Origin of the sequence: Cupriavidus sp. 30B13 (assembly GCF_049059565.2) — a bacterium.
Classification (GTDB): Bacteria; Pseudomonadota; Gammaproteobacteria; order Burkholderiales; family Burkholderiaceae; genus Cupriavidus.
This window is the reverse complement of the sequence record NZ_CP188224.1, coordinates 3,355,140-3,382,119: the sequence shown is the minus strand read 5'-3', so window position 1 is coordinate 3,382,119 and position 26,980 is coordinate 3,355,140. Positions and strand designations below refer to the sequence as shown.

The 26,980-nt window shown below is 72.2% G+C and carries 20 protein-coding genes; 15 read left to right on the top strand and 5 right to left on the bottom strand.

The genetic code is table 11. The annotated features are described in order from the left end of the window. Positions 1-63: 63 nt before the first annotated feature. From ACKI2N_RS34135 to ACKI2N_RS34110, 6 genes are all read left to right on the top strand, one after another. A complete protein-coding gene (locus ACKI2N_RS34135; RefSeq protein ID WP_420997861.1) occupies positions 64-1,641 on the top strand; it encodes a fatty acid--CoA ligase in 1,578 nt (525 codons plus the stop codon). Positions 1,642-2,000: 359 nt separating this feature from the next. Next, positions 2,001-2,684 carry a response regulator transcription factor gene (locus ACKI2N_RS34130; protein ID WP_420997862.1) on the top strand — a complete coding sequence of 228 codons (684 nt, stop codon included), beginning with the start codon at positions 2,001-2,003 and terminating at the stop codon, positions 2,682-2,684. A 10-nt stretch (positions 2,685-2,694) separates the two neighbouring features. Beyond that, on the top strand, positions 2,695-3,114 hold the full coding sequence (locus tag ACKI2N_RS34125; RefSeq protein WP_420997863.1) for a DUF7696 family protein: 420 nt from the start codon (positions 2,695-2,697) through the stop codon (positions 3,112-3,114). Between the two features lie 352 nt (positions 3,115-3,466). Next, positions 3,467-5,011 carry an AMP-binding protein gene (locus ACKI2N_RS34120; protein ID WP_420997864.1) on the top strand — a complete coding sequence of 515 codons (1,545 nt, stop codon included), beginning with the start codon at positions 3,467-3,469 and terminating at the stop codon, positions 5,009-5,011. A gap of 147 nt (positions 5,012-5,158) precedes the next feature. Next, positions 5,159-7,912: a LuxR C-terminal-related transcriptional regulator gene (locus ACKI2N_RS34115; RefSeq protein ID WP_420997865.1), complete on the top strand. Its 2,754-nt coding sequence runs from the start codon at positions 5,159-5,161 to the stop codon at positions 7,910-7,912. Between the two features lie 241 nt (positions 7,913-8,153). After that, positions 8,154-9,824, top strand: coding sequence for an OFA family MFS transporter (locus ACKI2N_RS34110; RefSeq protein WP_420997866.1), 1,671 nt, complete (start codon positions 8,154-8,156; stop codon positions 9,822-9,824). 51 nt (positions 9,825-9,875) lie between these two features. Here the strand turns inward: ACKI2N_RS34110 and ACKI2N_RS34105 are convergent, their stop codons facing one another. Both ACKI2N_RS34105 and ACKI2N_RS34100 read right to left on the bottom strand, forming a co-directional pair. Next, positions 9,876-10,547 carry a nitroreductase gene (locus ACKI2N_RS34105; protein ID WP_420997867.1) on the bottom strand — a complete coding sequence of 224 codons (672 nt, stop codon included), beginning with the start codon at positions 10,545-10,547 and terminating at the stop codon, positions 9,876-9,878. Positions 10,548-10,593: 46 nt separating this feature from the next. Next, positions 10,594-11,472, bottom strand: coding sequence for a crotonase/enoyl-CoA hydratase family protein (locus ACKI2N_RS34100; RefSeq protein ID WP_420997868.1), 879 nt, complete (start codon positions 11,470-11,472; stop codon positions 10,594-10,596). 230 nt (positions 11,473-11,702) lie between these two features. On the opposite strand from ACKI2N_RS34100, the gene ACKI2N_RS34095 reads away from it, so the two are divergent. The 3 genes from ACKI2N_RS34095 to ACKI2N_RS34085 all read left to right on the top strand — a co-directional run bounded on the left by ACKI2N_RS34095 (position 11,703) and on the right by ACKI2N_RS34085 (position 14,433). Beyond that, positions 11,703-12,677, top strand: a complete 975-nt coding sequence (locus ACKI2N_RS34095) for an NAD(P)H-dependent flavin oxidoreductase (RefSeq protein ID WP_420997869.1) — start codon at positions 11,703-11,705, stop codon at positions 12,675-12,677. Positions 12,678-12,693: 16 nt separating this feature from the next. Then, positions 12,694-13,140, top strand: a complete 447-nt coding sequence (locus tag ACKI2N_RS34090) for a PaaI family thioesterase (protein WP_420997870.1) — start codon at positions 12,694-12,696, stop codon at positions 13,138-13,140. A 114-nt stretch (positions 13,141-13,254) separates the two neighbouring features. Continuing rightward, positions 13,255-14,433 (top strand): acetyl-CoA C-acetyltransferase, encoded by a 1,179-nt coding sequence (locus ACKI2N_RS34085; RefSeq protein ID WP_420997871.1) that lies wholly within the window; start codon positions 13,255-13,257, stop codon positions 14,431-14,433. A gap of 49 nt (positions 14,434-14,482) precedes the next feature. On the opposite strand, the gene ACKI2N_RS34080 is transcribed toward ACKI2N_RS34085, so the two are convergent. The 3 genes from ACKI2N_RS34080 to ACKI2N_RS34070 form a co-directional block, all read right to left on the bottom strand. Then, the gene (locus tag ACKI2N_RS34080; RefSeq protein ID WP_420997872.1) at positions 14,483-15,226 is read right to left on the bottom strand and encodes a histidine phosphatase family protein; all 744 of its coding nucleotides are present in this window, start codon (positions 15,224-15,226) and stop codon (positions 14,483-14,485) included. Positions 15,227-15,413: 187 nt separating this feature from the next. Next, entirely contained in the window at positions 15,414-16,424 is a 1,011-nt protein-coding gene (locus tag ACKI2N_RS34075) for a Bug family tripartite tricarboxylate transporter substrate binding protein (protein ID WP_420997873.1), read from the bottom strand. 89 nt (positions 16,425-16,513) lie between these two features. Further along, positions 16,514-17,206: a TetR/AcrR family transcriptional regulator gene (locus ACKI2N_RS34070; RefSeq protein ID WP_420997874.1), complete on the bottom strand. Its 693-nt coding sequence runs from the start codon at positions 17,204-17,206 to the stop codon at positions 16,514-16,516. Positions 17,207-17,362: 156 nt separating this feature from the next. Between ACKI2N_RS34070 and ACKI2N_RS34065 the strand changes: the two genes are divergently transcribed. The 6 genes from ACKI2N_RS34065 to ACKI2N_RS34040 all read left to right on the top strand — a co-directional run bounded on the left by ACKI2N_RS34065 (position 17,363) and on the right by ACKI2N_RS34040 (position 26,975). Further along, positions 17,363-18,199 carry an IclR family transcriptional regulator gene (locus tag ACKI2N_RS34065; protein ID WP_420997876.1) on the top strand — a complete coding sequence of 279 codons (837 nt, stop codon included), beginning with the start codon at positions 17,363-17,365 and terminating at the stop codon, positions 18,197-18,199. Positions 18,200-18,309: 110 nt separating this feature from the next. After that, positions 18,310-20,490 (top strand): acetate--CoA ligase family protein, encoded by a 2,181-nt coding sequence (locus ACKI2N_RS34060; RefSeq protein ID WP_420997877.1) that lies wholly within the window; start codon positions 18,310-18,312, stop codon positions 20,488-20,490. Further along, the gene (locus ACKI2N_RS34055) at positions 20,487-21,812 is read left to right on the top strand and encodes a DUF1254 domain-containing protein (protein ID WP_420997878.1); all 1,326 of its coding nucleotides are present in this window, start codon (positions 20,487-20,489) and stop codon (positions 21,810-21,812) included. The genes ACKI2N_RS34060 and ACKI2N_RS34055 overlap by 4 nt, the downstream gene beginning before the upstream one ends. Positions 21,813-21,834: 22 nt before the next feature. Further along, a complete protein-coding gene (locus ACKI2N_RS34050) occupies positions 21,835-23,187 on the top strand; it encodes a DUF1254 domain-containing protein (protein ID WP_420997879.1) in 1,353 nt (450 codons plus the stop codon). Next, positions 23,184-24,185: a Bug family tripartite tricarboxylate transporter substrate binding protein gene (locus ACKI2N_RS34045; protein ID WP_420997880.1), complete on the top strand. Its 1,002-nt coding sequence runs from the start codon at positions 23,184-23,186 to the stop codon at positions 24,183-24,185. Before ACKI2N_RS34050 ends, ACKI2N_RS34045 begins: the two co-directional genes overlap by 4 nt. Positions 24,186-24,731: 546 nt before the next feature. Continuing rightward, entirely contained in the window at positions 24,732-26,975 is a 2,244-nt protein-coding gene (locus ACKI2N_RS34040; RefSeq protein ID WP_420997900.1) for a patatin-like phospholipase family protein, read from the top strand. The last annotated feature ends 5 nt before the right edge of the window (positions 26,976-26,980 follow it).

Sequence of the window (26,980 nt, the reverse complement as noted above, 5' to 3'; positions counted from 1 at the left end):
CACGGGAAAAAAGCGCGCGGCAATGACGCGCGCGTGCGGCAAGACCGAGAGAAGGAGACGCTGATGGACTTCAGTTATCTGACCACCCTGCCGCACGCCGTGCGTCATTTCGCGCAGCGGCGGCCAGACGCGGTGGCCTATGCCTTCGAAGGCAGGCTCACCACCTACGCCGAGTTCGAGCGCCACACCGACAGCGTCGCCCAGGCGCTGGTGGCGGCCGGCATCGGGCCGGGCGACCGCATCGGTTATGTGGGCAAGAATTCCGACCACTACTTCGAGCTGCTGCTCGGCGCGGCCAAGGCCGGCGCGGTGATGGCGCCGGCCAGCTGGCGCCTGGCGCCGCCCGAGGTGGGCTACATCGTCGGCCACGCCGACGTGGCGCTGCTGTTCGTCGGGCCGGAATCGGCGCCGATGATGCGCAAGCTGCTGCCCTCGCTGCCGCTGGTGCGCGGCGTGGTCGCCATGGAAGGCGGCGAGCCGGACTGGCCCGCCTACCCCGCCTGGCGCGACGCGCACGCGCCCGTGCCGGTGGCGCACCGGCCCGCCGCGCACGACGTGGTGCTGCAGCTCTACACCTCCGGCACCACCGGCCGCCCCAAGGGCGCCATGCTGACCCACCGCAACCTCACCTACGGCACCGAGGCCAGCGAGCGCGAAAACACCACGTGGTCGCGCTGGAGCGACGACGACGTCTCGCTGGTGGCGATGCCGGTGGCGCATATCGGCGGCTCCGGCTGGGGCCTGCGCAACCTGCTGGCGGGCGCGCGCGGCGTGGTGGCGCGCGAGTTCGATCCCGCCGCGGTGCTCGATTTCTTCGCGCGCGAGCGCATCAGCAAGCTGTTCCTGGTGCCCGCCGCGATGCAGTTCGTGCTGCGCGACCCGCGCGCGCGCAGCGTGGACTACTCGCGCCTCAAGACACTGCTCTACGGCGCGGCGCCGATCCCCGCCGCGCTGCTGCGCGAAGGCATCGAGGTGTTCGGCTGCGGCTTCGCGCAGCAGTACGGCATGACCGAGACCACCGGCACCGTGGTCGCCCTGCCGCCCGAAGACCACACCACCGACGACGTGCCGCGCATGCGCGCCGCCGGCAAGCCGCTGCCCGGCGTGGAAGTGGCGGTGGTGGACTGGGAAGGCCGCCGCCTGCCGCCCGGCGAGGTCGGCGAGCTGACGATCCGTTCGCCGCAGAACATGGCGGGCTACTGGAAGCAGCCCGACGAGACCGCGCGCACCATCGACGCCGAGGGCTGGCTGCGCACCGGCGACGCGGGTTATCTCGACGCCGAGGGCTATGTCTACATCCACGACCGGGTCAAGGACATGATCATCAGCGGCGGCGAGAACGTCTATCCGGCCGAGGTGGAGAGCGCCATCTACGGCCACCCGCAGGTGGCGGACGTGGCCGTGATCGGCGTGCCCGACGAGAAATGGGGCGAGGCGGTCAAGGCCATCGTGGTGCCGCGCGCGGGGCAGGCGCCGGACCGCGACAGCATCGTGGCGTGGGCGCGCGAGCGGCTGGCCGGCTTCAAGGTGCCCAAGAGCATCGAGTTCGCCGACGCGCTGCCGCGCAACCCGTCCGGCAAGCTGCTGCGCCGCAAGCTGCGCGAGCCGTACTGGGAAGGCTACAGCCGCAGGGTCAACTGAGGCGGGCGGCAAAGGGAGTGTGACGCAACGCTCCCATTCCGGCCGCGCGATCAAGATACCGGCGGAACACGTTACGTAACGCGTAACGCCGCCGGCGGGCCTGCCGGCCCGCGGCGCCATCCCCGGCGCCTGGAAAACCCCCCCACCTCCGCCCGCCATGCCTTGCCCGTGGCCGCCGCGCGGCCAACCGGCGCTGCCGCCGGCCGGCCTGCGCGCGGATGCCGGCGCTTGGCACACCGCTTGCAGAAACAGCTTCCGGCAGCGCCGCCGCAAATACCGGTTCAACCGGACCGGCGCGCTGCTTCCAAGGGGAGCCGATGGACGCGGAAAGCACGATGAGCGGCGGGGACCGAGGCGGCATGAGCGCCCTGCTGATGGAAGACAACCCGTTGCTGCGGCTCGGCCTGCTGCGCACGCTGGGCAACGTCGCGGCACTGGGCCAGGTGATCTGCGCCGAGCCGGCGGAACTCGCGCTGCTGCCCCGGCGGCTCGACGACATCGCGCTGGTGGTGCTGGGCGTGCCGCCGGACCCGCAGCGCGCGCGCGACCTGCTGATGACCGCGCGCGCGGCGGTCTCCGCGCAGCGCCTGCTGCTGCTCGGCGACCGCGCGCTGCCGCGGCAGTCGCCGCCGCTGACGCAGGACTGGGGCATGTGCGGCTGGCTGGCGCGCACGGCGACGCCGGCCACGGTGGAGGCGGCCGTCAGCCAGATGCTGGCCGGCGTGCCCGGGCCGGCGGCGCCGGCGCGCCAGCCGGCCGCGATGCCCGCGCTGCGCGAAGGATTGCGAGGCGAGTCGCTGCGCGAGGCACGCATGCTGCAGCTGACGCCGCGGCAGTACGAGGTGCTGGTGTTGTTGTCACGCGGCTATCCGCTCAAGACGGTGGGGCGGCTGCTCGATATCTCGGTGACCACCGTCAAGAGCCACGTGGCGCTGCTGTACCAGCGCCTGCAGGTCAGCAGCAGGAACGAAGCGATCCACGCCGCGCGCCAGCGCGGCGCCCGCTTCCCGGCCAGCCGCTCCCGGACCCGGCCGGTTCACTGAGGAGAGCCGCATGCGCAATCACATCGTCAGGGACGCGGAAATCGCCGCCGCCATCGACGCCACCCTGCTGCGCCGCCGCCAGCAGTTCGACGGCCAGCCCGCCGCCTGGCACGTGCTGTGCGAAGCGGCCCACGTGGCCACGCTCGACGAGCCCGCGCGCCGCGCCTTCGTGGCGCGCGTGGCGGCCAGCCGCGGCGCCGACATCGCCCTGCGCCTGCTGCTCAAGGCCGAATCGATCCGCGCCACCGTGATCGACGCCCTGCAGGCCGGCACCGACGTGGACGGCGGCCAGTCCGCGGCGCCGTTCGCCGAGTGCGCGGGATGCACCGACTGCACCGATCACGCCGATCACGCCGATCACGCCGATCACGCCGAGCGCGAGGCAGCCGCCGCGCCCGCGCATCTGCCGCCGGGCACCATGCTGCACTGAGCGGCGCCGGATCCAAGGCCCGGCACCTGCCATAGGTCCGGCCCGGCCCTTCCTCGCCGGTGCGGTTCTCCACCGGCTCCCCCGCCCGTTCTCGCAGAACACCTGGCCGGCCTCCTGCCGGCTGGCGGCCGCGCCGTCCAGCGTGGGCGGCGCGGCCACCGCGACGCCGGGCGCGCGTGTCCACCGGCACGAAGGAGATGCCGTCCTGGCGGCGCGCTGTCTTGCGGCACCGCACCACCGCGTGTTCGTCGCTTCCGACGATGCCCGCGCGGGAGGCTGTCCCGACAATGGCGCAAGCCTATACAGCATATATAGGGCGATGCAGCCATACCCATACCCAGGAGGGGCAGCCATGCACCCGTATGTCCACGCGCAGCGCACGCCGGACAAGCCGGCCGTCATCATGACCGGCGGCACCGTGCTCACCTACCGCGAGCTCGACGAACGTTCCAACCAGGCAGCGCGGCTGTTCCGCGACCACGGCCTGCGGCCCGGCGACCGGGTCGCTTTCCTGCTGGAGAACCATGCCCGCCTGTTCGAGCTGTGCTGGGGCGCGCAGCGCTGCGGCCTGATCTACGTCTGCATCAGCACCCGCCTGAACGTGGACGACGCGGCCTACATCGTCAACGACAGCGGCGCCAGGATGCTGGTCACCTCGCGCGCGCAGGCCGAGGTGGCGCAAGGCGTGGCGGCGCGCGCGCCGGCGCTCGGCGCGTGCCTGATGATGGACGGCGCCGCGCCCGGCTTCGCCCCCTACGAGACCACGCTGGCGCAGTACCCCGGCTGGCGCATCGAAGACGAATGCGCCGGCACCGACATGCTGTATTCGTCAGGCACCACGGGCCGCCCCAAGGGCGTGTTCACGCCGCCGGCCAGCCAGCCGATCGACGCGCCGGGCACGCTCGCGCTGATGTGCCAGTCGCTCTACCGCTTCGGCCCCGACACGCGCTACCTCTCGCCCGCGCCGCTCTACCACGCCGCGCCGCTGCGCTACAACCTGGCCGTGCAGCAGCTCGGCGGCACCTCGGTGGTGATGGAGCACTTCGACGCCGAGGCCTTCCTCGCGCTGGTGGCGCGGCACCGCATCACCCACACCCAGGTGGTGCCCACCATGTTCTCGCGCCTGCTCAAGCTGCCCGAGGCGGTGCGCCGCGGCCACGACGTGTCCTCGCTGCGCTTTGCCGTGCACGCCGCCGCGCCGTGCCCGGTGGCGGTCAAGGAGCAGATGATCGACTGGTGGGGGCCCATCATCTGGGAGTACTACGCCGGCACCGAAGGCAACGGCTCCACCGCGGTCGGCTCGTCCGACTGGCTCGCCCACAAGGGCACCGTGGGCCGCGCCTCGGTGGGCGAGCTGCGCATCTGCGACGACAGCGGCGCGCTGCTGCCGCCGGGCGAGCCCGGCACCATCTACTTCGCCGGCGGGCGGCAGTTCGTCTATCACAACGATCCGGACAAGACCGCGCAGTCGCGCCACCCGGTGCACGGCGACTGGACCACGCTGGGCGACGTCGGCTACGTGGACCAGGAAGGCTATCTCTACCTGACCGACCGCAAGGCCAACATGATCATCTCGGGCGGCGTCAACATCTACCCGCAGGAAGCCGAGAACCTGCTGATGACCCATCCCAAGGTGATGGACGTGGCGGTGATCGGCGTGCCCAACGAAGACTTCGGCGAGGAGGTCAAGGCGGTGGTGCAGCCGCTCGACATGCGGCTGGCCGGGCCGGCGCTGGCCGAGGAACTGATCGCCTTCTGCCGGGACCATCTCTCGGGCATCAAGTGCCCGCGCTCGGTGGACTTCGCCCACGAGCTGCCGCGCCTGCCCACCGGCAAGCTGCTCAAGCGCCTGCTGCGCGAGCGCTACTGGGCGGGGCGGGAGAACAAGCTGGTGTAGGACGCCGGCAGCATTGCCCGCGTTTACGCCATAATCGGCCGTTCGATCCCCGGCGCATGCGGCGCCGGCAGCCGGCAACCATAAGCCGGCGTGGATCGCGCGGCATCCGCCTGCACGGGTGCCGCCGCCAACGGGATGACACGGCGAATGGCCACAATCGAGGAGACCAGCGCGGGACGGCAAGGCGCGGCCCGTGCCGCCACACTGGTGGCGAAACTGCGCCCGCCCATGCTGACCCCGTTCCAGGTGGAGCGGCGCGTCATCTGCGACGCGGTGTGCGCGGCCGGCTTCGTCAAGCTGGTGCTGGTGCGCGCGCCGGCCGGCTTCGGCAAGACCACCGCCATGCTGCAGTGCCGGGCGCGGCTCGATGCCGGCGGCACGGCTACCGCGTGGCTGACGCTGGACCGCGCCGACAACGACGCCACGCGCTTTCTCGGCTCGCTCGAGGCGGCCTTCGCGCAGGTGCTGCGCCAGCGCGGCGCGCCGCCGGCCGCGGCGCGCTCGCCGGGCGAGCAGGCGCTGGCGCTGATCGACCGCATGGCCGCGCACGACCGGCCTTTCACGCTGTTCCTGGACGACTTCGAGGCGGTGCAGAACGCCGCCGTGGCGGGGCTGGTGTGGCAGGTGGTGGAACACCTGCCACCCGGCGGCCGCCTGGTGGTCGGCACGCGCTGGGTGCCCGAGTCGGGCCTGGCGCGGCTGCGCGCGCGGGGCGAGCTGCTGGAGATCGAGCCCGCGCAGCTGCGCTTCACCGCCGAGGAAACCGACGCCTTCCTGCGCGGCGCGCGCGGCCTGTCGCTGCGGCCGGCGGCGGTGTCCACGCTGCACCGGCGCACCGAGGGCTGGGCCACCGCGCTGTGGCTGGCCTCGGTGGCGCTCGAGCGGCGCGGCCAGCCGGATGCGTTCATCGCCGGCTTCTCGGGCTCCGACGCGGCCATCGCCGACTACCTGGTCGAAGACGTCTACCTGCACCTGCCCGAGGACGTGCGCGCGTTCCTGCTGCGCACCTCCATCCTCGACCAGCTCAGCGGGCCGCTGTGCGACGCGGTCTGCGGCAGCGCCGACAGCGAAGAGATCCTGGCCTGGCTGGAGCGCGCCAACCTGTTCCTGATGCCGCTCGACGGCGAGCGCCATGGCGGCGCGGACGGGCCGGCCCATGCCGGCACGCGCTGGTATCGCTATCACAGCCTGTTCTCGAGCTTCCTGCGCGCGCAGCTCCAGCAGGCCATGCCGGCCGAGGTGCCGGCGCTGCAGATGGCCGCCTCGCGCTGGTACGAGGCGCAGGGCCGGCAGGTGCCCGCCATCGAGCACGCGCTGGCCGCCGGCGCGGTGGCCCACGCGCTGCCGCTGCTGGCGGCCGGCGTGGACGACCTGCTGGCGCAGGGCCGCATGCGCCTGCTCACGCGCTGGCTGGACGCGGTGCCGCCCGCGGAGATGGCGGCCTGGCCCAAGCTGCAGATCGCGCATGTGTGGGCGCTGTCGTTTACGCGCGGCCCGGCCGACGCCATCGCGCTGCTGCAGACCATCCCGCTGGACGGCGCCGAAGGCGACCTGCGCGCCCACGTGCGCGCGCTGCGCCATATGTTGCTCAACATGATGGACCGCTTCGAGGAGGCGCGCGCGGCCAGCCGCGACGACCCGCTGCCGCTGCCGATGGGCTACCCGTTCCCGGATTCCATCCTCGCCACCTCGATGGCGCGCATGGCCGCGGTCACCGGCGACTACCGCGAGGCGCGCCGCCTGCTGGGGCTGGCCCGCCAGGTAGTGCGCCGCTCCGACAGCAATTTCAACAAGATCTTCTCGGAGTCGGTGGAGGGGCTGATCGACCTGCGCCAGGGGCGCCTGCAGCAGGCGCTGGCGCGCTTTCGCATCGCCGCCAGCACCATGCTGCCCAACCGCTACGGCCCCACCAACGGCAACGCCATGGCCTGCATCCTGCTGGCGGACGCGCTCTACGAGACCGACGAGCGCGAGCGCGCCGAGCGCCTGCTCAACGTCTACGTGCCGCTGGCGCGCGACCTGGGGCTGCCGGACCAGATCATCAGCGGCCATACCGTGCTGGCGCGCATCGCCTGCGAGCGCGGCGACGTCGACGGCGCCCACGAATGGCTGGCCGCGCTGGAACACCTGGGCCACCATCGCGGCCTGCCGCGCCTGGTGCAGGGGGCCATGCTCGAGCGCGCGCGCATCGCCTTGCTGCAGGGCAACGGCCACGCGGCAGGGGAGGCGGTCCAGCATGCCGCCGACCCGGCGCTGTGGCGCAGCCGTCCGGGCGCGAGCGCGGTCAGCTCGTTCGCCAACGACGTCGAGGACGTGGCCATGGGCCGGCTGCGCCTGGCCGCCTTCGCCGAGCCCGCCGCCACGCGCGAAGCCATCGCCGCGGAACTGGCCGCGGCCGGCCAGGCGCAGCTGATGCGGCGCGCGCTCAAGCTGCGCATCCTGCTGGCGCTGGCCTGCCAGCGCGCCGGCGAGGCCGCGCAGGCGCGGCAGGCCATGGAAGAGGCGCTGCGCTTCGGCGCGGCCGAAGGTTTCGTGCGCATCTTCGCCGACGAGGGCGCGGAGGCGCGCCGCCTGGCGGCGGAAACCGCGGCGCGCCCCGGCGGCGCGCTGCCCGCGCCCTACGTGGAGCGGCTGCTGCGCGCCTGCGGCGGCGCGCCCGGGCCGGACATCCAGGCCGCCCGGGGCGCCCGGCCGCGCGGCGAGATCCTCGAGCCGCTCACGCCGAAGGAGCAAAAGGTGCTGCAACTGCTGGCCGAAGGTTTCTCCAACGTGGCCATGGCCGAGCGCCTGTTCGTCTCGGAAACCACGGTGCGCACGCACCTGCGCAACATCAGCGCCAAGCTGCGCGCCAGCAACCGCACGCAGGCGGTGGCCATCGCCCGGCAGCTCGGGCTGCTGTAGCGCGCCGGCCGCACCCGGGCAATACCCTACTTCGCGGCGCGCCACGGCCGCCGCTGCCGCCGGTACACTATGCGGCACCCGCCGGCAGCGCCGCTGCGCCGGCGTCCGGCGGGCCAAGGGACCGGCGCGGGATACCGCGCCAGCCGTGCGGCGCCGGGGAGGGCCCGCGTAGCGCCGGCACGCCGGCATGCGGGCAAGCGGCATCCCCGCAAGAAAAACAAAATAGACAAAGGAGCAAAGAATGTCCCCAGACCTCAGCGCGGACGCGCTCGAAGGGCAGGCGCGCGCGCCGTTCCTGTCCAAGGAGCGGATCGTCGCGGCGCCCGGCTTCAACCGCTGGCTGGTGCCCCCCGCGGCGCTGGCGATCCACCTCTGCATCGGCATGGCCTATGGCTTCGCGGTGTTCTGGCTGCCGCTGTCGCGCGCCATCGGCATCGCCGAGCCGCTGCGCTGCGGCGCGGAAATCGGCTTCCTGCAGGAATTGTTCGTCACCGGCTGCGACTGGAAGGTCTCCACGCTGGGCTGGATGTACACGCTGTTCTTCGTGCTGCTGGGCAGCTCGGCGGCGATCTGGGGCGGCTGGCTGGAGCGCGCCGGTCCGCGCAAGGCCGGCGTGGTGAGCGCACTATGCTGGTGCGGCGGCATGCTGATCTCCGCGCTCGGCATCCAGCTGCACCAGTTCTGGCTGATGCTGCTCGGCTCCGGCGTGATCGGCGGCATCGGCCTCGGGCTCGGCTATATCTCGCCGGTCAGCACGCTGATCAAGTGGTTCCCGGACAAGCGCGGCATGGCCACCGGCATGGCCATCATGGGCTTCGGCGGCGGCGCCATGATCGGCTCCCCGCTGGCGGCCGAGCTGATGGCGAAGTTCGCCTCGCCCACCAGCGTGGGCGTGGCGCAGACTTTCACCGTGATGGCGGTGGTCTACTTCGTGTTCATGATGGGCGGCGCGCTGTCCTACCGCGTGCCGCCCACCGGCTGGACGCCGGCGGGCTGGACCGCGCCCGCCAGCCGCGCCGCCAACGCCATGATCACCCCGCACCACGTGCACGTGAAGCGCGTGTGGGGCATCCCGCAGTTCTGGCTGGTGTGGATGGTGCTGTGCATGAACGTGTCGGCCGGCATCGGCGTGATCGGCATGGCCAGCCCGATGCTGCAGGAAGTCTTCGGCGGCAGCCTGATCGGCGTGGCCGGGCGCTTCGGCGAACTCGACAAGAGCCAGCTGGCCGCCATCGCGGTGGTCGCGGCCGGCTTCACCGCGCTGCTGAGCCTGTTCAACATCGGCGGGCGCTTCGTCTGGGCCAGCCTGTCCGACAAGCTCGGCCGCAAGATGACCTACATGGTGTTCTTCGTGCTGGGCGGGCTGCTGTACGCCAGCATTCCCACGCTGGCGGGCAGCGGCCAGAAGCTGCTGTTCGTGGGCGCGGTCTGCGTCATCGTCAGCATGTACGGCGGCGGCTTCGCCACCGTGCCGGCCTACCTGGCCGACCTGTTCGGCACGCAGATGGTCGGCGCCATCCATGGCCGCCTGCTGACCGCCTGGGCCACCGCGGGCATCCTCGGCCCGGTGGTGGTCAACTACATGCGCGACTACCAGCTCGGCCTGGGCCTGCCGCGCGAGCAGGTCTACAACCAGACCATGTACATCCTGGTCGGCATGCTGTTCATCGGCCTGGTGTGCAACCTGCTGGTGCGCCCGGTCGATCCCAAGTACTTCATGACCGAAGCCGAGCTGGCCGAGGAAAAGCGCCTGGCCCATGACCGCGCCGCGGCCGGCAACGTGAGCGCGGCCGCGCAGGGCAACGGCCAGGGCAATGGCGTCGTGGCCTGGCTGGCCTGGGCCGCGGTGTGCGTGCCGCTGGCCTGGGGCGTCTACCGCACCGCGCTGAGCGTGGCGACGTTCTTCCACTGATCCGCCGGCGCGCCGCCTCCGGCAAAGGGGGCGCCGCGCCGCCGCCGGATATCAGATTCCCAGGAACTGCGCGAACTCCGCCAGCGGCGCGCGCGCGGCGCGCAGCCGGTTGGCCGGCGCCGCGGGATCTTCGTAGCCGATGGCCATGCCGGTAAACAGCATGCGCTCGGCGGGCAGCGAGAGAAATGCCGAGACGGTCTGCGGGTACATCGCCCAGCATTCCTGCGCGCAACTGTGCAGGCCGCGCTCGCGCAACAGCAGCATCACGGTCTGCAGGTACATGCCGAGGTCCGACCACTGCGGCGGGCCCATGCGGCGGTCCACGCTGCAGAACAGCGCCAGCGGCGCGCCGAAGAACGTGAAATTGCTGGCGAACTGGGCGATGCGCGCGCGCTTGTTCTCGCGCGGGATGCCGAGGCAGCGGTACAGGTCCTCGCCCACCTGGAAGCGGCGCTCGCGGTAAGGCGAGGCCAGCTCGCGCGGGTAGATGTCGTACTCGGTGCCTTCGCCGCCGGGGCGGCTGGCGATCAGCTCGCGCATGGTGGCCTTGAGCCGCCCGAGCGGCTCGCCGCCCACCACGTGGATGTGCCATGGCTGCAGGTTGCCGCCCGAGGGCGCCCGCGCGGCCTGCTCCAGCACCTCGCGGATGATCCCCGGCGCCACCGGCGTGGCAAGGAAGCCGCGCACCGATTTGCGGGTCTGGACTGCGGTACTGACGTTCACGCTGGACTCCCGTGGAATGTGGACGGCGCGCGCGGCGGCGCGCGCTTCAGACGAAGGGCGGCTCGTTGCCCCAGTCGTAGAAGTCCGGCATGTCGTGCGAGACGCGCTCCGGGAAGTTGGCCGGGCGCTTTTCCAGGAAGGCATCGACGCCTTCCTTGACGTCGGCCGACTGCCCGCGCGACTGGATCGCGCGGCTGTCGAGCTTGTGCGCCTCCATCGGGTGGCTGGCGCCGGCCATGCGCCAGATCAGCTGGCGCGAGATCGCCACCGAGACCGGCGCGGCGTTGTCGGCAATTTCGCGCGCCAGCGCCTGCGCTGCCGGCAGCAGGTCCCCGGGGGCGTGCAGCGAGCGCACCAGGCCGCGCTCGAGCGCTTCCTGCGCGCCGAACACGCGGCCGGTGTAGCACCATTCCAGCGCGGTGGAGATGCCCACCACGCGCGACAGGAACCACGACGAAGCCGCCTCCGGCGTGATGCCGCGGCGCGCGAACACGAAGCCGAACTTGGCGTCGGTCGACGCCAGCCGGATGTCCATCGGCAACTGCATGGTCACGCCCACGCCTACCGCCGCACCGTTGACGGCGGCGATCACCGGCTTGAGGCTGCGGAAGATGCGCAGCGAGACGCGCCCGCCGCCGTCGCGGTGGGCGCTGCCCTTGCCGGTGGCGCCGTAGCGCTTCTCGAAATCGAAGATCGACCCGCCCGAGGCCAGGTCGGCGCCGGCGCAGAAGGCGCGCCCTGAGCCGGTCACGATGACGGCGCGCACGTCGTCGTCGGCGTCGGTGGCGTCGAAGGCGGCGATCAGTTCCTCCATCATCTTCGGGGTGAAGGCGTTGAGCCGGTCCGGGCGGTGCAGGGTGATGATGGCGACGCCTTGTTCGACGGCATACTGCAGGGTCTCGAAGCTGGGAACGGGAGTGCTCATGGCTGGCCTTGGTTGCGTCTGGTTGCGCGAGCGGGTTGCGCGCAAGGGTGGCTGAAAGGGTTGGCTGCTAAGGTAGTGCAGAATCGTGTGCCTGCAATCGTCGCATCCGACGAGGCAGGCCGCGGCCCGGCGCCGTAGACTGGCGCCAGGTCGCCTGGCGGCGCGCCGGCGCGCCACCGTGCCGGACAGCGGCGAGGGCAGGAAACAACGAGAAGGAAGACACAGACATCATGAAGACGCGCATCACCGAATTGCTGGGCACCCGCTACCCGATCGTCCAGGGCGGCATGCAGTGGGTAGGCTACGCCGAAATGGCCGCCGCCGTATCGAACGCCGGCGGCCTCGGCGTGCTGACCGCGCTGACCCAGCCCACGCCCGAGGCGCTGGCCGCCGAGATCCGCCGCTGCCGCGAGCTGACCGACCAGCCGTTCGGCGTCAACCTGACGCTGCTGCCGTCGATCAACCCGCCGCCCTACGCGCGCTACCTGGACGTGGTGATCGAGAGCGGCATCAAGGTGCTGGAGACCGCCGGCAACAACCCGAAGGAGCACATCGCGCGGGCCAAGGCGGCCGGCATCAAGGTGATCCACAAGTGCGTGGCGATCCGCCATGCGCTGTCGGCCGAGCGGCTGGGCGTGGACGCGGTGTCGATCGACGGCTTCGAGTGCGCGGGCCATCCCGGCGAGGACGACGTGCCCGGCATGGTGCTGATCCCGCTGGCGGCACGCCGGCTCGGCATCCCGGTGATCGCCTCGGGCGGCATCGCCGACGGGCGCGGCATGGCTGCGGCGCTGGTGCTGGGCGCCGAAGGCGTGAACATGGGCACGCGCTTCTGCGCCACGCGCGAGGCGCCGATCCACCACAACATCAAGCAGGCGCTGGTGGACGCCAGCGAGCGCGACACCAACCTGATCTTCCGCACGCTGCACAACACCGCGCGCGTGCTCAAGAACGCCATCTCCGACGAAGTGGTGACCATCGAGCGCCAGCCCGGCGGCGCGCGGTTCGAGGACGTCAAGCACCTCGTGGCCGGCGTGCGCGGCAAGGCGGCCCTGAGCGCCGGCGAGACCGACGGCGGCATCATCAGCGCGGGCCAGTGCGTGGGCCTGATCGACGACATCCCGAGCTGCGCCGAGCTGATCGAGCGCATGGTGGCCGAATGCCGCGAGCAGCTCGGCGTGGCGTCGCGCTATTTCGCGGCCTAAAGCGGCGGGAGCGAGCATGGCCGAAGCCAACGAACCCGCCGGCGACGCGGCGGCAGCGGATGCGGTGCCGCCTGGCTTTGTCGCATTGCGCGGCGCCAGCGGCTATCTCGAACACTTCGGCCAGATCTACGTGGACCGCGCGCGCCGCGTGGTCGCCGTGCGCATCGGGCCGCAGCACCTGAACCCGCTCGGCATCCCGCACGGCGGCATGCTGGCCACGCTGGCGGACACCGCCATCGGCATGATGATGGCGCTCGAGGCCGGGCGCCAGCATCCGGCGGTGACCGCCAGCCTCAGCCTCGACTATTTCGACGCCGCGCGCGTGGGCGACTGGGTGGAGGCGCACGTGGCCTTCGACAAGATGGGCTCGCGGCTGCGCTTCGGCAACTGCCGCCTGCTGGTGGGCGAGCGTTGCCTGCTGCGTGCCACGGCGATCTTCTCGGTACTGCCGCCGCGCGCCTGACGCGCCCCGCCCGCCGCGCAATCGTCGCTTCCGACGACGCCACGCACCCGCCGGCTGCGCCAGAATCCGCTTCAGGATAAACAGGGTTTGCCTGGAACGACGAGAGGAGAGCACATGGCAGAGGCATACATCGTGGCGGCCGCGCGCACCGCGGGCGGGCGCAAGGGCGGCAAGCTGGCGGGCTGGCATCCGGCGGACCTCGCCGCGCAGGTGCTCGACGCGCTGGTCGCGCGCAGCGGCGCCGACCCGGCGCTGATCGACGACGTCATCATGGGCTGCGTGGGCCAGGCCGGCGAGCAGTCCGGCAACGTGGCGCGCAACGCCGTGCTGGCCTCGCGCCTGCCCGAAAGCGTGCCCGGCACCTCGGTGGACCGCCAGTGCGGCTCCTCGCAGCAGGCGCTGCACTTCGCCGCGCAGGCGGTGATGTCCGGCACCATGGACATCGTCATCGCGGCCGGCGTGGAAAGCATGACGCGCGTGCCGATGGGCCTGCCCGGCTCGCTGGCCGCCAAGAACGGCTTCGGCACGTCGATGAGCCCGGCCATGCAGGAACGCTACCCCGGCGTGAAGTTCAGCCAGTTCACCGGCGCCGAGATGATGTCGCGCAAGTACGGCCTCACGCGCGACGACCTCGACCGCTACGCACTGGAAAGCCACCGCCGCGCCATCGCCGCCACCCAGGCCGGCCGCTTCAACCGGGAGATCGTGCCGGTCGCCGTGCGCGCCGCCGACGGCAGCGGCAACGGCGAGCTGCACACGGTGGACGAAGGCATCCGCTTCGAGGCCAGCCTGGAATCGATCGGCAGCGTCAAGCTGATCGAGGAAGGCGGCACCGTCACCGCCGCCAGCGCCAGCCAGATCTGCGACGGTGCCGCCGGCCTGATGGTGGTCAACGAAGCCGGACTGAAAAAGCTCGGCGCCAAGCCGCTCGCGCGCATCCACCACATGTCCGTGCTGGGCCACGACCCCGTCATCATGCTCGAAGCCCCGCTGCCCGCCACGCTGCGCGCGCTGGAGAAGGCCGGCATGAAGATCGGCGACATCGACCTGTTCGAGATCAACGAAGCGTTCGCGCCGGTGCCGCTGGCATGGCTGCAGGCCACCGGCGCCGATCCGGCCCGCATGAACGTGCACGGCGGCGCGATCGCGCTGGGCCACCCGCTGGGCGGCTCGGGCGCGAAGCTGATGACCACGCTGGTGCATGCGCTGCACACGCACGGCAAGCGCTACGGCCTGCAGACCATGTGCGAGGGCGGCGGCATGGCCAATGTGACTATCGTCGAGCGGTTGTAGGCCTGGCATGTCGCGGTGGCGCGCGCGGCGCCGTGCCCCGCCGTGCCCACTACGCGAACGTGATCGCCTGCCGCCGATCCGCGCGCTCCAGGTGCGGCAGGTTGTTGAAGCTCAGCAGCCGCTGCGTGCCGCGCCCGGCGATGATTTCGCAGAAGGCGGTATTGCGGAACTGCAGGTTCAGCTCGATGGCGGTCTGCGCCGGCGCGCCGAGCAGGTCGGCCACGGCGCGTCCGATGGCGCCGCCCGAGCTGACTACCAGCAGCGCGTCTTCGCGCGTGGCGCCTTCGGTGGCGTGCGCGAGGCCGGCGCGGATGCGGCCGCCGAAGTCGCTCCACGACTCGGGCATGCCGGCGAGCCGGTCGAGGGTCCAGGCCTGGTAGGCCGCGCGGAAGGTGCGCCAGTAGTCGTTGTAGTCCTGGTTCTGGTGGGCGCGGTGGTCGCGTCCGCCGGTGTGGCTGCGGTAGAGAGCTTCGCCGTCGTATTCGTTGAGGCCGAGGTGGGTTTCCACGCGTGCCTTGAGCGCGTCTTCCGTGACCGCGGCCAGCGCTTCGGCGGGCGCCTGCGGCGCGGTGTCGAGCGGCACGGCGGGCGCGCCCATGCCGGCCAGGATCTCCAGCGCGGTGTCTTGCTGGCGCGCCAGCGATCCGGCGATCACGCGCGTGAAGGCGACGCCGCGGTCGCGGAAGTATTCGCCGAGCCAGCGGGCCTGCTGGCGGCCGGTGGCGGAGAGGCAGTCGTAGTTGGCGGCGCCGAAGGACGCCTGGCCGTGCCGTACCAGGAAGAGCGTTGCCATGGGATGCGGTGAGTGATGCGGCGGGGCGCAGGTGAGCGGGAACAGGCACGCGGCGCGCCGGGCGCCGCGTGGGCTGCAGCCATTGTATGGGGCCGCCCGGCGGCGGCCAAGGCATGCCGCGCCGGATTCATAACGGTCATTTCCGCGCTGCATTCTGCAGCGCGCCAAGCCGCCCGCGGCGGCCCGCTCAGTCGAGCGTGACGCCGGTGTCGGCGGTCAGCTTGAGCACCACCGGCAGGTAGGCCTTGTAGGCGGCCGCGGCCTGGGCCGGCAGGTTGCCCACCGGCTCGGCGCCCATGTCCTCGATGCGCTGGCTGATCTGCGGCGACTGCACCAGCGCGCTGGTTTCCCTGCCGAGGCGGGCGACGATGTCGTCCGGCGTGCGCGCGGGCGCCATCAGCGTGATGGGGCCGACCTGGCGGTATGGCTCGTCGGGGTAGCCGGCCTCGGCGAAGGTCGGCACGTCCGGCAGCGCCCGCGCGCGCGACGTGCCGGCGACCGCGAGCGGACGCAGCTTGCCGCTGGCGAAGTGCTGCCTGAGCGTGGTCACGGAGCTGATCGTCATGTTGACCTGGCCGGCCAGCAGGTCGCTCACCATCGGGCCTTCGCCGCGGTAGGGCACGTGCAGGATCTCGACGCCGTAGGTCTTGTCCATGTAGGCCTGGATGGTGTGCGGCTGGGTGCCGGGCCCCCACGAGCCCATGCGCAGCTTGCCGGGCTCTTTCTTCGCGTAGGCGATCAGCTCGCCCACGGTCTTGACCGGCAGCGCGCCGTTGACGGTGAGCACGGTGCGCGCGGTCGCGATGTCCGAGATCTGCCGCAGGTCGGTGCGCGGATCGTAGGGCAGCTTCTTGTACAGCGCGAGATTGGCGGTGATCGGCCCGGGAATCGTCAGCAGCAGCGTGTAGCCGTCGGGCGCCGACTTGGCGACATAGTCCGTGCCGATGATGCCGCCGGCGCCGCCTTTGTTCTCCACCACCACGGTCTGCCCGAGGCGCTTGCCCAGGCCGTCGGCCAGCGTGCGCGCGAGCGTGTCGGTCAGGCCGCCGGCCGGATAGGGCACGATCAGGTGCAGGGGCTTGCTCGGATAGATGGCCTGGGCGGCCTGGCCGGCCTGGGCATGCGCCGCGGGCGCGGCCAGGATGGCGCAGGCGAGCAGGGCGGCCGCCGTCCCGCAGAACGGGCTGCGTGGTTTCATGTCTTGTCTCGCGTGATTTTGGTCGGGGCGGCGCGCGCCGTCGCGGCGGCGCCGTTGCGCGGGCCTGCCCGCGCGGCAGGCCGTGCGGGTCAGGCCGGCTGGGCCAGGTAGGCTGCCACCATGCGGGTCATCTCGCCGGGCAGCCGTTCGTCGTCCAGCGGCAGCGGGCCGGAATCGTTGAGGATGGCGTTGACCACGATGCTGAACACCGCCTGCATGGCAAAGCGCACGCGCAGCTCGGCCTGTGCCGGCGGCAGCGGCAGGCGGGGCACCAGCAGCGCCACCATGCGCTCCACCACCGCCTCGCCGCTTTCGCGGTGGGGCAGCCATTCCTCGGGCCGGATCGAGGCGTGCTTGAGCGAGGCCTTGATCACGCCGCGGTTGGCATGGCAGCCCAGCACCACGAAGCGCATGGTCTTTTCCAGCAGCACGTCGGTCGGCACGTCGTCCCAGCGTTCCACGCGCAGGTAGCGCGAGATGGATTCGCCGGTTTCCTGCATCACCAGCGTGCGCAGCGACTCGAAGAACGCCTGCTTGTCGCGGAAGCGGCCATAGAACGCGCCCACCGATACCTCGCATGCCGCGGCGATCTGCGCCACCGAGACGGCGGCGAAGTCGCGTTGCGCGAGCAGTTCGCGGCCGGCGTCGAGCAGGGCCTGCTCGGTTTCGCGGGCGCGGCGCTGGCGGGGCGGCTGGAGGATCGAGGGGGTCGCCACGGTGGGGAAGGCGGAGGTCCCCTTGGTGGGTTTGGCGGCGGGCGCGGCAGAAGATGACGCGGGCATGGAGTCTCCGTTTTCGAATTTGTATTCGGTTTTGTGAACCATATGGGTACCACGGTGTTTCGTCAAGAGTAGAGCTACATTTCCAATATCTGGAAATTGATTCCGTTCTTTGACACGAAAAAAAGCCGCAACCACACTGCGCAGCAAGGAGACAAGATGCATACGCCGGTCGAACAATTCATTGCCGAGCGCAGGCTGGAGGACCCCTCGTTCGGCGGTCTGCTGGCCAAGGGCTTCGCCCTGCTGCGCTGCTTCATCGACGAACCGCGCCCGCTCGGCAACGGCGAGCTGGCCGCGCGGCTGCAATTGCCGCGCGCCACCGTGTCGCGCATCTGCCGCACGCTGTTCGAGCTGGGCTACCTCGACTGGGACCCCAAGCTCGACAAGTATTTCGTCGGCGCCCAGGTGCTGGCGCTGGGCTATCCCTACCTGGCCGGGCTGCAGGTGCGCCATGCGGCGCGCCCGCTGATGCAGGCGCTGGCCGACCGCATGGAGGGCGCGGTGTCGATGGGCGTGGCGCACCGGCTCGACGTGACCTACCTGCTGACCTGCACGCACAACGACAACAACCCCGCGCGCCCCGGCGTGGGCGCGGTGCGCTCGGTGCTGAGCACGGCCATGGGCCGCGCCTTCCTGGCCACGCTGTCGAAGGCCGAGTTCGAGCAGCTGATGCAGGCGGCCCGGCGCGAGCGCGCCGACGAATACGCGGCCTGCTACGACACCGTCTGCCACAACGTGGCCCACTATCCCAAGCGCGGCTTCGCCGTCAACGAGGGCGACGCCGGCCTGGCCATGTTCGGCGTCGGCGAGATCGGCAGCGGCATCCACGGCGTGGGCGTGTATTCGCGCATCGTCTACCTGAACCGGCCGCTGCTGTTCAACTGCGCCATCGTCGCCTCGCAGCTGCGGCGCGGCATGCTGGAAAAGAAGGTCGCGCCGCTGCTGATGGAAATGGTGCGCGCGATCGAATCGTCCGCCGGGCTGCGCCAGTAGCGGCGCGGCGCCCGGGCGCCGCGCCCGCGTAACACCGAGCAACACAGGCAGCGCCGGCACAGGCGCAGGTCCTGAAAACAAGCCATCCAAGGCAATCCGGAGACAGAGCAATGCCAACGCTAGATTTCCTGCTGAAGCCCCGTTCGATCGCGGTGATCGGCGCGTCCACCCAGGCCGAGAAGGTCGGCGGGATGCCGATCCGCCTGCTGCGCGAGCTCGGCTATGGCGGGCGCATCCTTCCCGTGCATCCCGGCGCGGCGCAGATCCAGGGCCTGCCGGCCTATGCCTCGCTCGATGCCGTGGGCGAGCCGGTCGACCTGGCCATCGTCGCGGTGCCGGCGCGCGCCACCGACGCCGTGATGGCGCAACTGGCGGCCAACCGCACGCGCGCCGCGATCTTCTTCACTTCCGGCTACGCCGAGGTGGGCGAGGCGGGCCTGGCCATGCAGCAGGCGCTGGCGCAGCGCGCGCGCAAGCAGGGCATGGCGCTGCTCGGTCCCAACTGCCTGGGCGCGATGAACCTGCGCGAGCGCGTGTTCGCCACCTTCTCGCCGATCCCGCTGACCGGCGTGCCGCCGGTGGGCGACGTGGGCCTGGTCAGCCAGAGCGGGGCGTTCGGCGCCTACGCCTTCGCGCTGGCGCGCGAGGCCAGCCTTGGCCTGAGCCACTGGGTGACCACCGGCAACGAAGCCGGCCTGCAGGTCGCCGACGTGATCGAGTGGATGGCGCAGGACGCCGACACGCGCGTGATCCTGGCCTACATGGAAGGCTGCCGCGACGGCGCGCGCCTGCGCCGGGCGCTGGCCGCCGCGCGCGCCGCCGGCAAGCCGGTGGTGATCGCCAAGGTGGGCACCACCGAGGCCGGCGCGCGCTCGGCGCAGTCGCACACCGCCAGCCTGGCCGGCGAGGACGCGGTCTACCAGGCGGTGTTCGACGAGTACGGCGTGCACCGCGCGCATACGCTCGAGGATTTCTTCCGGCTCGGCTACACGCTGTCGCGCGGGCGCCGCCCGGCGCGCCGGGATTGCGCCGGCGGCCTGGTCTCGGACGCCGCTGCGCCGGTGGCCATCGTCACGGTGTCGGGCGGGGTCGGCATCATGATGGCGGACCGCGCCGAACAGCTTGGCCTGCCGCTGCCGCCCATGCCCGAGGCCGCGGCGCATGCGCTGCGCACCAGCATCCCGTTCGCCAGCACGGCCAACCCGATCGACGTGACCGGGCAGGTGGTGGCGCAGCCCGACGTGCTGCTCGACGCGCTGGCCAATGTGGCGACCTGCGGCGAATACGGCAGCGTGGTGGCCTTCCTGGCCGGCGGCGCCAATGCGCCGCGCCTGTGGACCAGCCTGCAGCGCACCGTCGCCGCGCTGCACGAAGACCCCGACGCCGCGCCGCTGCTGCTCTCCGGCCTGGTCGACAACGACAAGCGCGCCTGGCTCGAAGCCCACGGCTGCCTGGTGTTCCGCGAGCCCGCCCACGCCATCGAGGCGGTGGCGGCGCTGGCGCGCGCGGCCGCGCTCGAAGCCGGCGCCGGCGCGCAGGAGGCGTGCGCGCGGCCCGCGGCGCCGGTGCCCGACGTGCCGCCAGCCGCCACCGCCTTGTCCGAGTTCGCCGCCATGCGCCTGCTGGCGCAGGCCGGCGTGCCGGTGGCCGCGCACGGCCTGGCGCGCGATGCCGACGAAGCCGTGCGCGTGGCGCAGCGCATCGGCTTTCCGGTGGCGGTGAAGCTGTGCTCCGCGCACGTGCTGCACAAGAGCGACGTGGGCGGCGTGGCGCTCAACCTGGCCGACGAGGCCGCGGTGCGCGCGGCGTTTCCCGCCATGCGGGCGGCACTGGCGCGCGCCGGCGCGGACCTGCCTTTCGAAGGCGTGCTGGTGGCGCGCATGGAGCGCGGCTGGGGCGAGCTGATGGTGGGCGTGCGGCGCGACCCGGTGTTCGGGCTGGTGGCGCTGGCCGGCATCGGCGGCACCGCGGTGGAGATCTTCCGGCAGATGGCGTTCGGCCTGGCGCCGCTGTCGCCGCAGCGCGCGCTGGCGATGCTCGAGGACAGCCGCGCCGCCGCGCTGTTCGCCGGGCACCGCGGCCATCCCGCCTTGCCGCTGGCGCAGGCGGCCGAGGTGCTGGCGCGGGTGTCGCAACTGGCCGCCGCGCTCGGCCCGCGGCTCGACACGCTGGAGATCAACCCGTTCATCGTCGGCGCCGCAGGGCTGGTCGCGGCGGATGCGGTCATTACCCTGCACGCGCCCGCGCACGGCGAGTGCGCATCAACCAACAGCCTGGAGCCATCCGCATGAACATGAACGCAAATCCCGTCCTCGCGTCGGTGCCCGCTGCCGCCACCCCGGCCAGCCCGCAGGAAGCGCTGGCCGCCGCCGCGGCGCTGCCGCTGGTGGTGTACGGCTATGCGTTGGTCGAGTCGCTGCGCACCTGCCGCCTGCAGACCTCGGTGGCCGCCGCCACCGGCTACGGCCGCGCCCCGGTCAACACGCTGTCCGCCAGCGAGCGCCAGTGGACGCACGAAGACCGCGACATCGTCACCCCCGCCAACGACCTGCTGTACTTCTGCGGCTGGATCAACCTGGCCGACGGCCCCGTCACGCTGCGCGTGCCGCCGCTGCCGGATGCCGGCCGCTACTACGTGGTGGAGCTGCTCGACGTCCACACCAACAACTTCGAGAACCTCGGCCCGCGCAACGTGCCCGCCGCGGGCGCCGACATCGAACTGGTCGGCCCGGGCCAGCAGGCGGCCGGCGCGCACGCGGTGCGCTGCCCCAGCTCGCTGGTGTGGCTGCTCGGCCGCGTGCTGGTGCAGGGCGAGCAGGACCTGCCCGCCGCGCGCGCCTTCGAGCTGGGTTTCACGCTCGCGCGCACGCCCGGCGCGGCGCGCCCCGCGTGCGTGGAGCAATGGCGCGACAGCGGCCGGCCCGCGCTCGATTTCTTCCAGAACCTGTTCAGCGCGCTGCGCGAGTTCCCGCCCGCGCCCGAGGACCTGGGAGCGTTCACGCTGCTGCGCAAGGCCGGCATCCGGCCCGGGGAGGAGATCGACGTGGACGGCCTGCGTCCGGCCGTGGCGGCGGGGCTGGAGCGCGCCTATGAACAGGGCATGGCGCTGATCGAAGCGCACACCCGCAGCCAGGGCCGCAAGAGCTGGGGCTACAGCCTCAAGCTCGGCATGTACGGCGACGACTGGCTGCAGCGCGCCTGCACCGCGATGAAAGGCTTGGGCGCGCTGCGCGCCGACGAGGCGATCTACGCGATGGCCGACTTCGACGCCGACGGCGAGCCGCTCGACGGCCGCCGCCGCTACGAGCTGCGCTTCGCGCCCGGCATGCTGCCGCCGGCGCAGGCGTTCTGGTCGGTCTCGCTGTACGGCGAGGACCGCTTTTTCTGCGCCAACGAGATCGGCCGCCACGCGGTGGGCGACCGCACCCCGGGCCTGCGCCTGGAAGCCGACGGCAGCCTGGCGATCCCGGTTTCGCACGCGCGCCCGGCGCAGGCCGGGAACTGGCTGCCCGCGCCGGCCGGGCCGTTCTACCTGATCCTGCGTCTCTACCATCCCGCCCCGTCGTTCCTGGACGGCCAATACGCCATTCCGGCACTGCGCCGCATCGACTGAGCCGCCCACGATGGAAGCCATCATGAACGCAACCGCATCCGCCACCGACCTGCGCGACGCCGTGCGCTACACGCTGCCGCTCTACGAGATGGCGCGCATGCGCGCCGCCACCTGCCCGCGCCGCGACAGCGCGGGCAGGTTTGCCGCGGACCATCCCGAAGCCGGCGTGCGCTGGATCAACCATTTCATCCACACGCGCCAGTTGCTCGGGCCCCGGCACCGCCAGGTGGTCACGCCCAACAACGACACGCTCTACAGCAATGCGTGGCTGGACCTGTCGCAGGGCCCGCTGCTGCTCGACGTGCCCGACAGCCTGGGCCGTTACTACGTGCTGGGGCTGCTCGATTTCTATACCAATCCCTTCGGCTACATCGGCACCCGCACCACCGGCGCCGCCGCCGGCCGGTTCCTGCTGCACGGGCCGGGCTGGCGCGGCGAAGCGCCGGCCGGCGCCACCGCCATCGCCTGTCCCACCGATGCGGTTTGGCTGCTCGGCCGCATCCTGGTGGACGGCGAGGCCGACCTGCCGGCCGTGCACGCGCTGCAGGACCGGCTGCGCCTCGCCACGCCCGGCGGCGCGCCGGCCGCGCGGCGCTTCGACACCGGCATGCAGCCTGGCGAGCACCTCGGCGCGGGCAGCGCGCAGGCGCGGCGCTACGCGGCCATCGTCAACCGGGCGCTGCGCGAGAATCCGCCGCCGGCGGCCGAGGCCGCGCTCGTGGCCGGCTTCGCAGGGCATGGCATCGGCCCGGACTGCGACGCGGGCGCGCTCGACGAGGACGCCGCCGCGCGGCTGGGCGCCGCCATCGGCGACGTGCTGGACGAACTGGCCACGCCGCTGCCGTCCGACCTCGGCGGCGGCTGGACCTTGCCGGTGGAGATCCGCGCCTCGTTCGGCACGCGCTTCGCCGAGCGCGCGCTGGTGGCGCGCAACTATATCGGCGCGCTGGGCGTGGAAGAGGCCATGTACGTGATGGCCGACCGCGACAGCACGGGCGCGCCGCTCGACGGCCGCGCCGGCTACGAGCTGGCCTTTGCCGCCGATGCGCTGCCGCAGGTCGGCGCGTTCTGGTCGCTCACCATGTACGACAAGGCCGACTGCATGCTGGTCGACAACGCGCTGGCGCGCTACTCGCTGGGCGACCGCTCGCCAGGCCTGCGCGCCGACGCCGACGGCGGCATCCGCCTGCACCTGTCGGCCGCGCCGCCGGCCGACCCGGCACGCCACGGCAACTGGCTGCCCGCGCCGGCGGGCCCGTTCTACGTGACGCTGCGGCTGTACGTGCCGGGGGCGGCGCACCTCGGCAAGACCTTCGCCTATCCGCCGATCCGGCCCGTGGCCGGGGCGGGCGCAGCCACGGGAGAGGCGAGATGAGTCGCGCTGCTCTGCGCCCCGCCCGCCGCCTGCTGCGCGCGGCACGGCATGCCGCCGCGCTGTGCGCGGCGCTGGCCGTGCTGGCCCCGGCGCACGCCGATTCCTATCCGTCGCGCCCGGTGCGGCTGATCTCGCCCTACGGCCCGGGCGGCTCCAACGACATTTCCGCGCGCCTGCTCGGCGAAGGGCTCAGCCAGAAGTACAAGCAGCAGTTCGTGGTCGAGAACAAGCCCGGCGCCGGCACGCGCGTGGCCAGCGAGCAGCTCGCCCGCGCCGCTCCGGACGGCTACACGCTGCTGTGGACGGCGGCGCCGTTCGCCATCAATACCGCGGCCGGGCTGCCGCAGCGCTACGACATCCACAAGGACTTCGTGGCGGTGGGTCCGCGCGTGCTGGGGCCGGTGTTCCTGATCGTCAAGGCCGATTCGCCGGTGAAGACCGTGGACGACTTCGTGCGCATGGCGCGCGCGAAGGCGCAAGGCGTGACCTTCGCCTCGCCCGGCGCGGGCTCGGGGCCGCACCTGACCGCCGAGCTGTTCGCCGCGCAGGGGCACTTCAAGGGCCTGAGCGTGCATTACCGCGGCGACTCCACCGCCTACACCGAGCTGCTGGCCGGCCGCGTCGACGCCACGCTGACCGCCATCACCAGCGCCTTGCCGTTCATCCAGGCCGGCAAGCTGCGCGTGATCGCGGTCGCCTCCGAGCGGCGCACGCCGGTCTACCCGCAGGCGCCCACCTTCGGCGAGCAGGGCATGCCCGGCGTGGTGGGCTACGGGTGGTTCGGCCTGATGGCGCCCGCGGGCACGCCGCCGGCCATCGTGCAGCAGCTCAACCGCGACGCCAACGCGGTGCTGGCGGACGCACAGACGCGCAGCAAGCTGATCGGACTCGGCCTGCAGCCCGAAGCCGGCGACAGCGCCGCCTTCGCCGGCTTCATCGACGCCGAGGTCGGCAAGTGGGGCGCGGTGATCAGGTCGGCCGGCATCGTGCTGGAGTAGGGCAGGCGTGTTGCCGTTGCGCCGGGCGTGCGGGGCGGAGCCGCCGGTGCGGGATGAGGCCGGCGGGCGGAAGGCGTGGGAAGGCGTGGGAAGGCGCGGGCGGGCGCCGGGGCGGAGCTTCCCGTCGGCCCTTGTTGTATCCGGCATACGTTTGCGGGGCCGGGCCGTCCATGGCGCCGCCGCGCGCTTGCCGCCGGTTGCCCGGCCTTCCCGCGCCGTAGCTCGCGCTACGGGTGGCGAGGCATGCGGCGGGCGCGGGACGGGACCGCCCGCCGGCCATGCATTGGTGCATGTGCTGCTGTTCAAGCCGGGACAATTGCCCTATCGTGGCGTCCTTGCCTTGCCTCGCCACGCCGGCGCGGGCCACGCTGCCGGGCCGCATGCCGCGCGGCCCTGTGCGTCGTTTCGTGCCGTTCTTGTGTGGTTCTTGTCCTGTTCTTGTCCCGCCCCGCCCCGGTTTTTTCCATGTTCCGCTCTCTCTCAAGCGCGGCCCGCCGCCCGTGGCCGCCGGCGCACGGTTTTCCCGCGCTGATGCTGGCATTGGCGATGGCCCTGGCCGCCGCGCCGGGGCCCGCGCCGGCCGCCGCGCCGGCGCCCGGGCCCGCCGCCGCGGCCAAGCGCCCGCGCGTATGCCTGGTGCTGTCCGGCGGCGGCGCGCGCGGCTATGCGCACATCGGGGTGATCCGGGCGCTCGAGCAGATGCATGTCCCGGTCGACTGCCTGGCGGCGACCAGCATGGGCGCCGTGGTGGGCGGGCTGTACGCCAGCGGGTTGTCGGCCGGCGAGCTGGAGGCGCGCCTGTCGCACATCAACCTGAGCGACATCGCCTTCGACCGCAACGAGCGCGCGGAGCTGCCGCAGTCGCAGCGCGAGGACGACCTGCAATACCCGATCGGCATCTCGGCCGGCTACGGCGGCGGCAGGCTCAAGCTGCCCACCGGCCTGGTGCAGGGCAACCGCCTGCTGGCGCTGCTGCAGAACTGGACCGCGCAACTGCCGGCCGATGCGTCGTTCGACAAGCTGCCCACGCCGTTCCGCACCATCGCCACCGACCTCGGCACCGGCAAGCCGGTGATCCTGGACCACGGCTCGCTGCCGCGGGCGATCCGCGCCAGCGTGGCGGTGCCGGGCCTGTTCGCGCCGATCGAGGTGGGCGGGCGCGTGCTGGTCGACGGCGGGCTGGTCAGCAACCTGCCCGTGCAACTGGCGCGCGACATGGGCGCCGACGTGGTCATCGCGGTGAACGTGGGCTCGCCGCTGGACGATCCCGCCGCGCTGGATTCGCCGGCGGCGGTGACGCAGCAGATGGTCACCATCCTGATGAACCAGAACGTCGATGCGCAGAAGGCCCGGCTCGGGCCGGGCGACGTGATCATCGAGCCGCAGCTTGGCGACCTGTCGTTTACCGATTTCTCGCGCGCCAGCGACGGCATCCAGGGCGGCGCCGCGGCGGTGCGCGCCGCCGCGCCGGTCCTGGCGGCGCTGGCCTTGCCGGACGGCGCCTGGCAGGCCTACCTGGCCGCGCGCAAGGGCGGCCGGGCCGTGGCCGGCCCGGCCCGCATCGACGCCATCCAGATCGAGTCGAAGGGCCGCATTCCGGCCAGCTTCGTGCGCGAATACCTGGGCGTGAAGGAAGGCGACACCTACGACGCGGTGGCGCTCAACCGCGAGATGGCGCAGTTGTCCACCTCGGGCGATTTCGAGAGCGTGACGCAGGAGCTGGTCAGCGAGAATGGCGCCAACGTGCTGAAGGTGCAGGCGCAGCAGAAGTCGTGGGGGCCGCAGTTCCTGCTGTTCGGCTTCGGCGTGTCCAATACCTTCAACGGGCAGGGCGGCTTCAACCTGAACCTGGGGCACCGCTACCCGTGGATCACGCCGGGCGGGCTGGAGTGGCGCAACGACATCGTGCTCGGCAGCAACCAGGCCAGGCTGCATACCGAGCTGCGCCAGCCGGTGTTCGACCGGCTCGGCTTCTACGTGGCGCCCTACGCGGAGTACGGGCGCAAGCGCGTGGATCTCTACGGCGACAGCGCGCCCAACCGCAACAGCACGCCGCTTACCGCCGTGCAGATCGATACCGCGGCGGCGGGGCTGGACCTGGGCGTGCCGCTGGGCCGGCTGGGCGAGTTCCGCACCGGCATGAACTACCAGCAGGTCAACTACTCCACGGCCTACAGCCTGCCGGTGGGCACCGGCAGGCTGTTCCCGCACGCGCGCGTGCGCCAGCCCACGGTGCGCACCCAGCTCACCATCGACCAGCTCGACGATCCGCTCTTCCCGCGCACCGGCTACTACCTGCTGGCCACCAACGAGCTGGCCTTCGGCGGCGCCGACAACCGCTTCAACGATGCCCATGCCAAGGCGCTGTGGGCCGCCAGCTACGGGCGCCACACGCTGAACCTGGCCGCCGAGGCCGCCACCACCTACGGCGACCACCGCAGCGACAACAGCGTCAGCGGCGGGCTGGGCTTCACGCTGGGCGGCTTCCAGCATCTTTCCGCCTACGCGCAGGACCAGTTCTCCGGCAACTACCTGCTGTACGGCCGCATGACCTACCTGAACGACCTGCGCGAGTTCATCCTGCCGGGGCTGCGCAGCACGGTGGTGGGCACGAGCCTGGAGGCGGGCGACGTGTGGCTGCGGCGCAAGAACTTCGGCACCGGGCCGTACAAGACCAGCGCCAGCCTGTTCATCGGCGGCAACAGCGCGATCGGGCCCCTGTACTTCGGTTTCGCCGCGGCGCCGCAGGGGGTGTGGAACCTGTACCTGCAGCTGGGCCGGGTGTTCTAGGCCCG

Coding starts and splice junctions, on each gene's coding strand:
- ACKI2N_RS34055 (WP_420997878.1), top strand. CDS start 20,487: ATGAACATGAACGCAAATCCCGTCCTCGCGTCGGTGCCCGCTGCCGCC.
- ACKI2N_RS34085 (WP_420997871.1), top strand. CDS start 13,255: ATGGCAGAGGCATACATCGTGGCGGCCGCGCGCACCGCGGGCGGGCGC.
- ACKI2N_RS34115 (WP_420997865.1), top strand. CDS start 5,159: ATGGCCACAATCGAGGAGACCAGCGCGGGACGGCAAGGCGCGGCCCGT.
- ACKI2N_RS34125 (WP_420997863.1), top strand. CDS start 2,695: ATGCGCAATCACATCGTCAGGGACGCGGAAATCGCCGCCGCCATCGAC.
- ACKI2N_RS34130 (WP_420997862.1), top strand. CDS start 2,001: ATGAGCGCCCTGCTGATGGAAGACAACCCGTTGCTGCGGCTCGGCCTG.
- ACKI2N_RS34060 (WP_420997877.1), top strand. CDS start 18,310: ATGCCAACGCTAGATTTCCTGCTGAAGCCCCGTTCGATCGCGGTGATC.
- ACKI2N_RS34065 (WP_420997876.1), top strand. CDS start 17,363: ATGCATACGCCGGTCGAACAATTCATTGCCGAGCGCAGGCTGGAGGAC.
- ACKI2N_RS34095 (WP_420997869.1), top strand. CDS start 11,703: ATGAAGACGCGCATCACCGAATTGCTGGGCACCCGCTACCCGATCGTC.
- ACKI2N_RS34135 (WP_420997861.1), top strand. CDS start 64: ATGGACTTCAGTTATCTGACCACCCTGCCGCACGCCGTGCGTCATTTC.
- ACKI2N_RS34075 (WP_420997873.1), bottom strand. CDS start 16,424: ATGAAACCACGCAGCCCGTTCTGCGGGACGGCGGCCGCCCTGCTCGCC.
- ACKI2N_RS34070 (WP_420997874.1), bottom strand. CDS start 17,206: ATGCCCGCGTCATCTTCTGCCGCGCCCGCCGCCAAACCCACCAAGGGG.
- ACKI2N_RS34120 (WP_420997864.1), top strand. CDS start 3,467: ATGCACCCGTATGTCCACGCGCAGCGCACGCCGGACAAGCCGGCCGTC.
- ACKI2N_RS34100 (WP_420997868.1), bottom strand. CDS start 11,472: ATGAGCACTCCCGTTCCCAGCTTCGAGACCCTGCAGTATGCCGTCGAA.
- ACKI2N_RS34040 (WP_420997900.1), top strand. CDS start 24,732: ATGGCCCTGGCCGCCGCGCCGGGGCCCGCGCCGGCCGCCGCGCCGGCG.
- ACKI2N_RS34110 (WP_420997866.1), top strand. CDS start 8,154: ATGTCCCCAGACCTCAGCGCGGACGCGCTCGAAGGGCAGGCGCGCGCG.
- ACKI2N_RS34045 (WP_420997880.1), top strand. CDS start 23,184: ATGAGTCGCGCTGCTCTGCGCCCCGCCCGCCGCCTGCTGCGCGCGGCA.
- ACKI2N_RS34080 (WP_420997872.1), bottom strand. CDS start 15,226: ATGGCAACGCTCTTCCTGGTACGGCACGGCCAGGCGTCCTTCGGCGCC.
- ACKI2N_RS34090 (WP_420997870.1), top strand. CDS start 12,694: ATGGCCGAAGCCAACGAACCCGCCGGCGACGCGGCGGCAGCGGATGCG.
- ACKI2N_RS34050 (WP_420997879.1), top strand. CDS start 21,835: ATGAACGCAACCGCATCCGCCACCGACCTGCGCGACGCCGTGCGCTAC.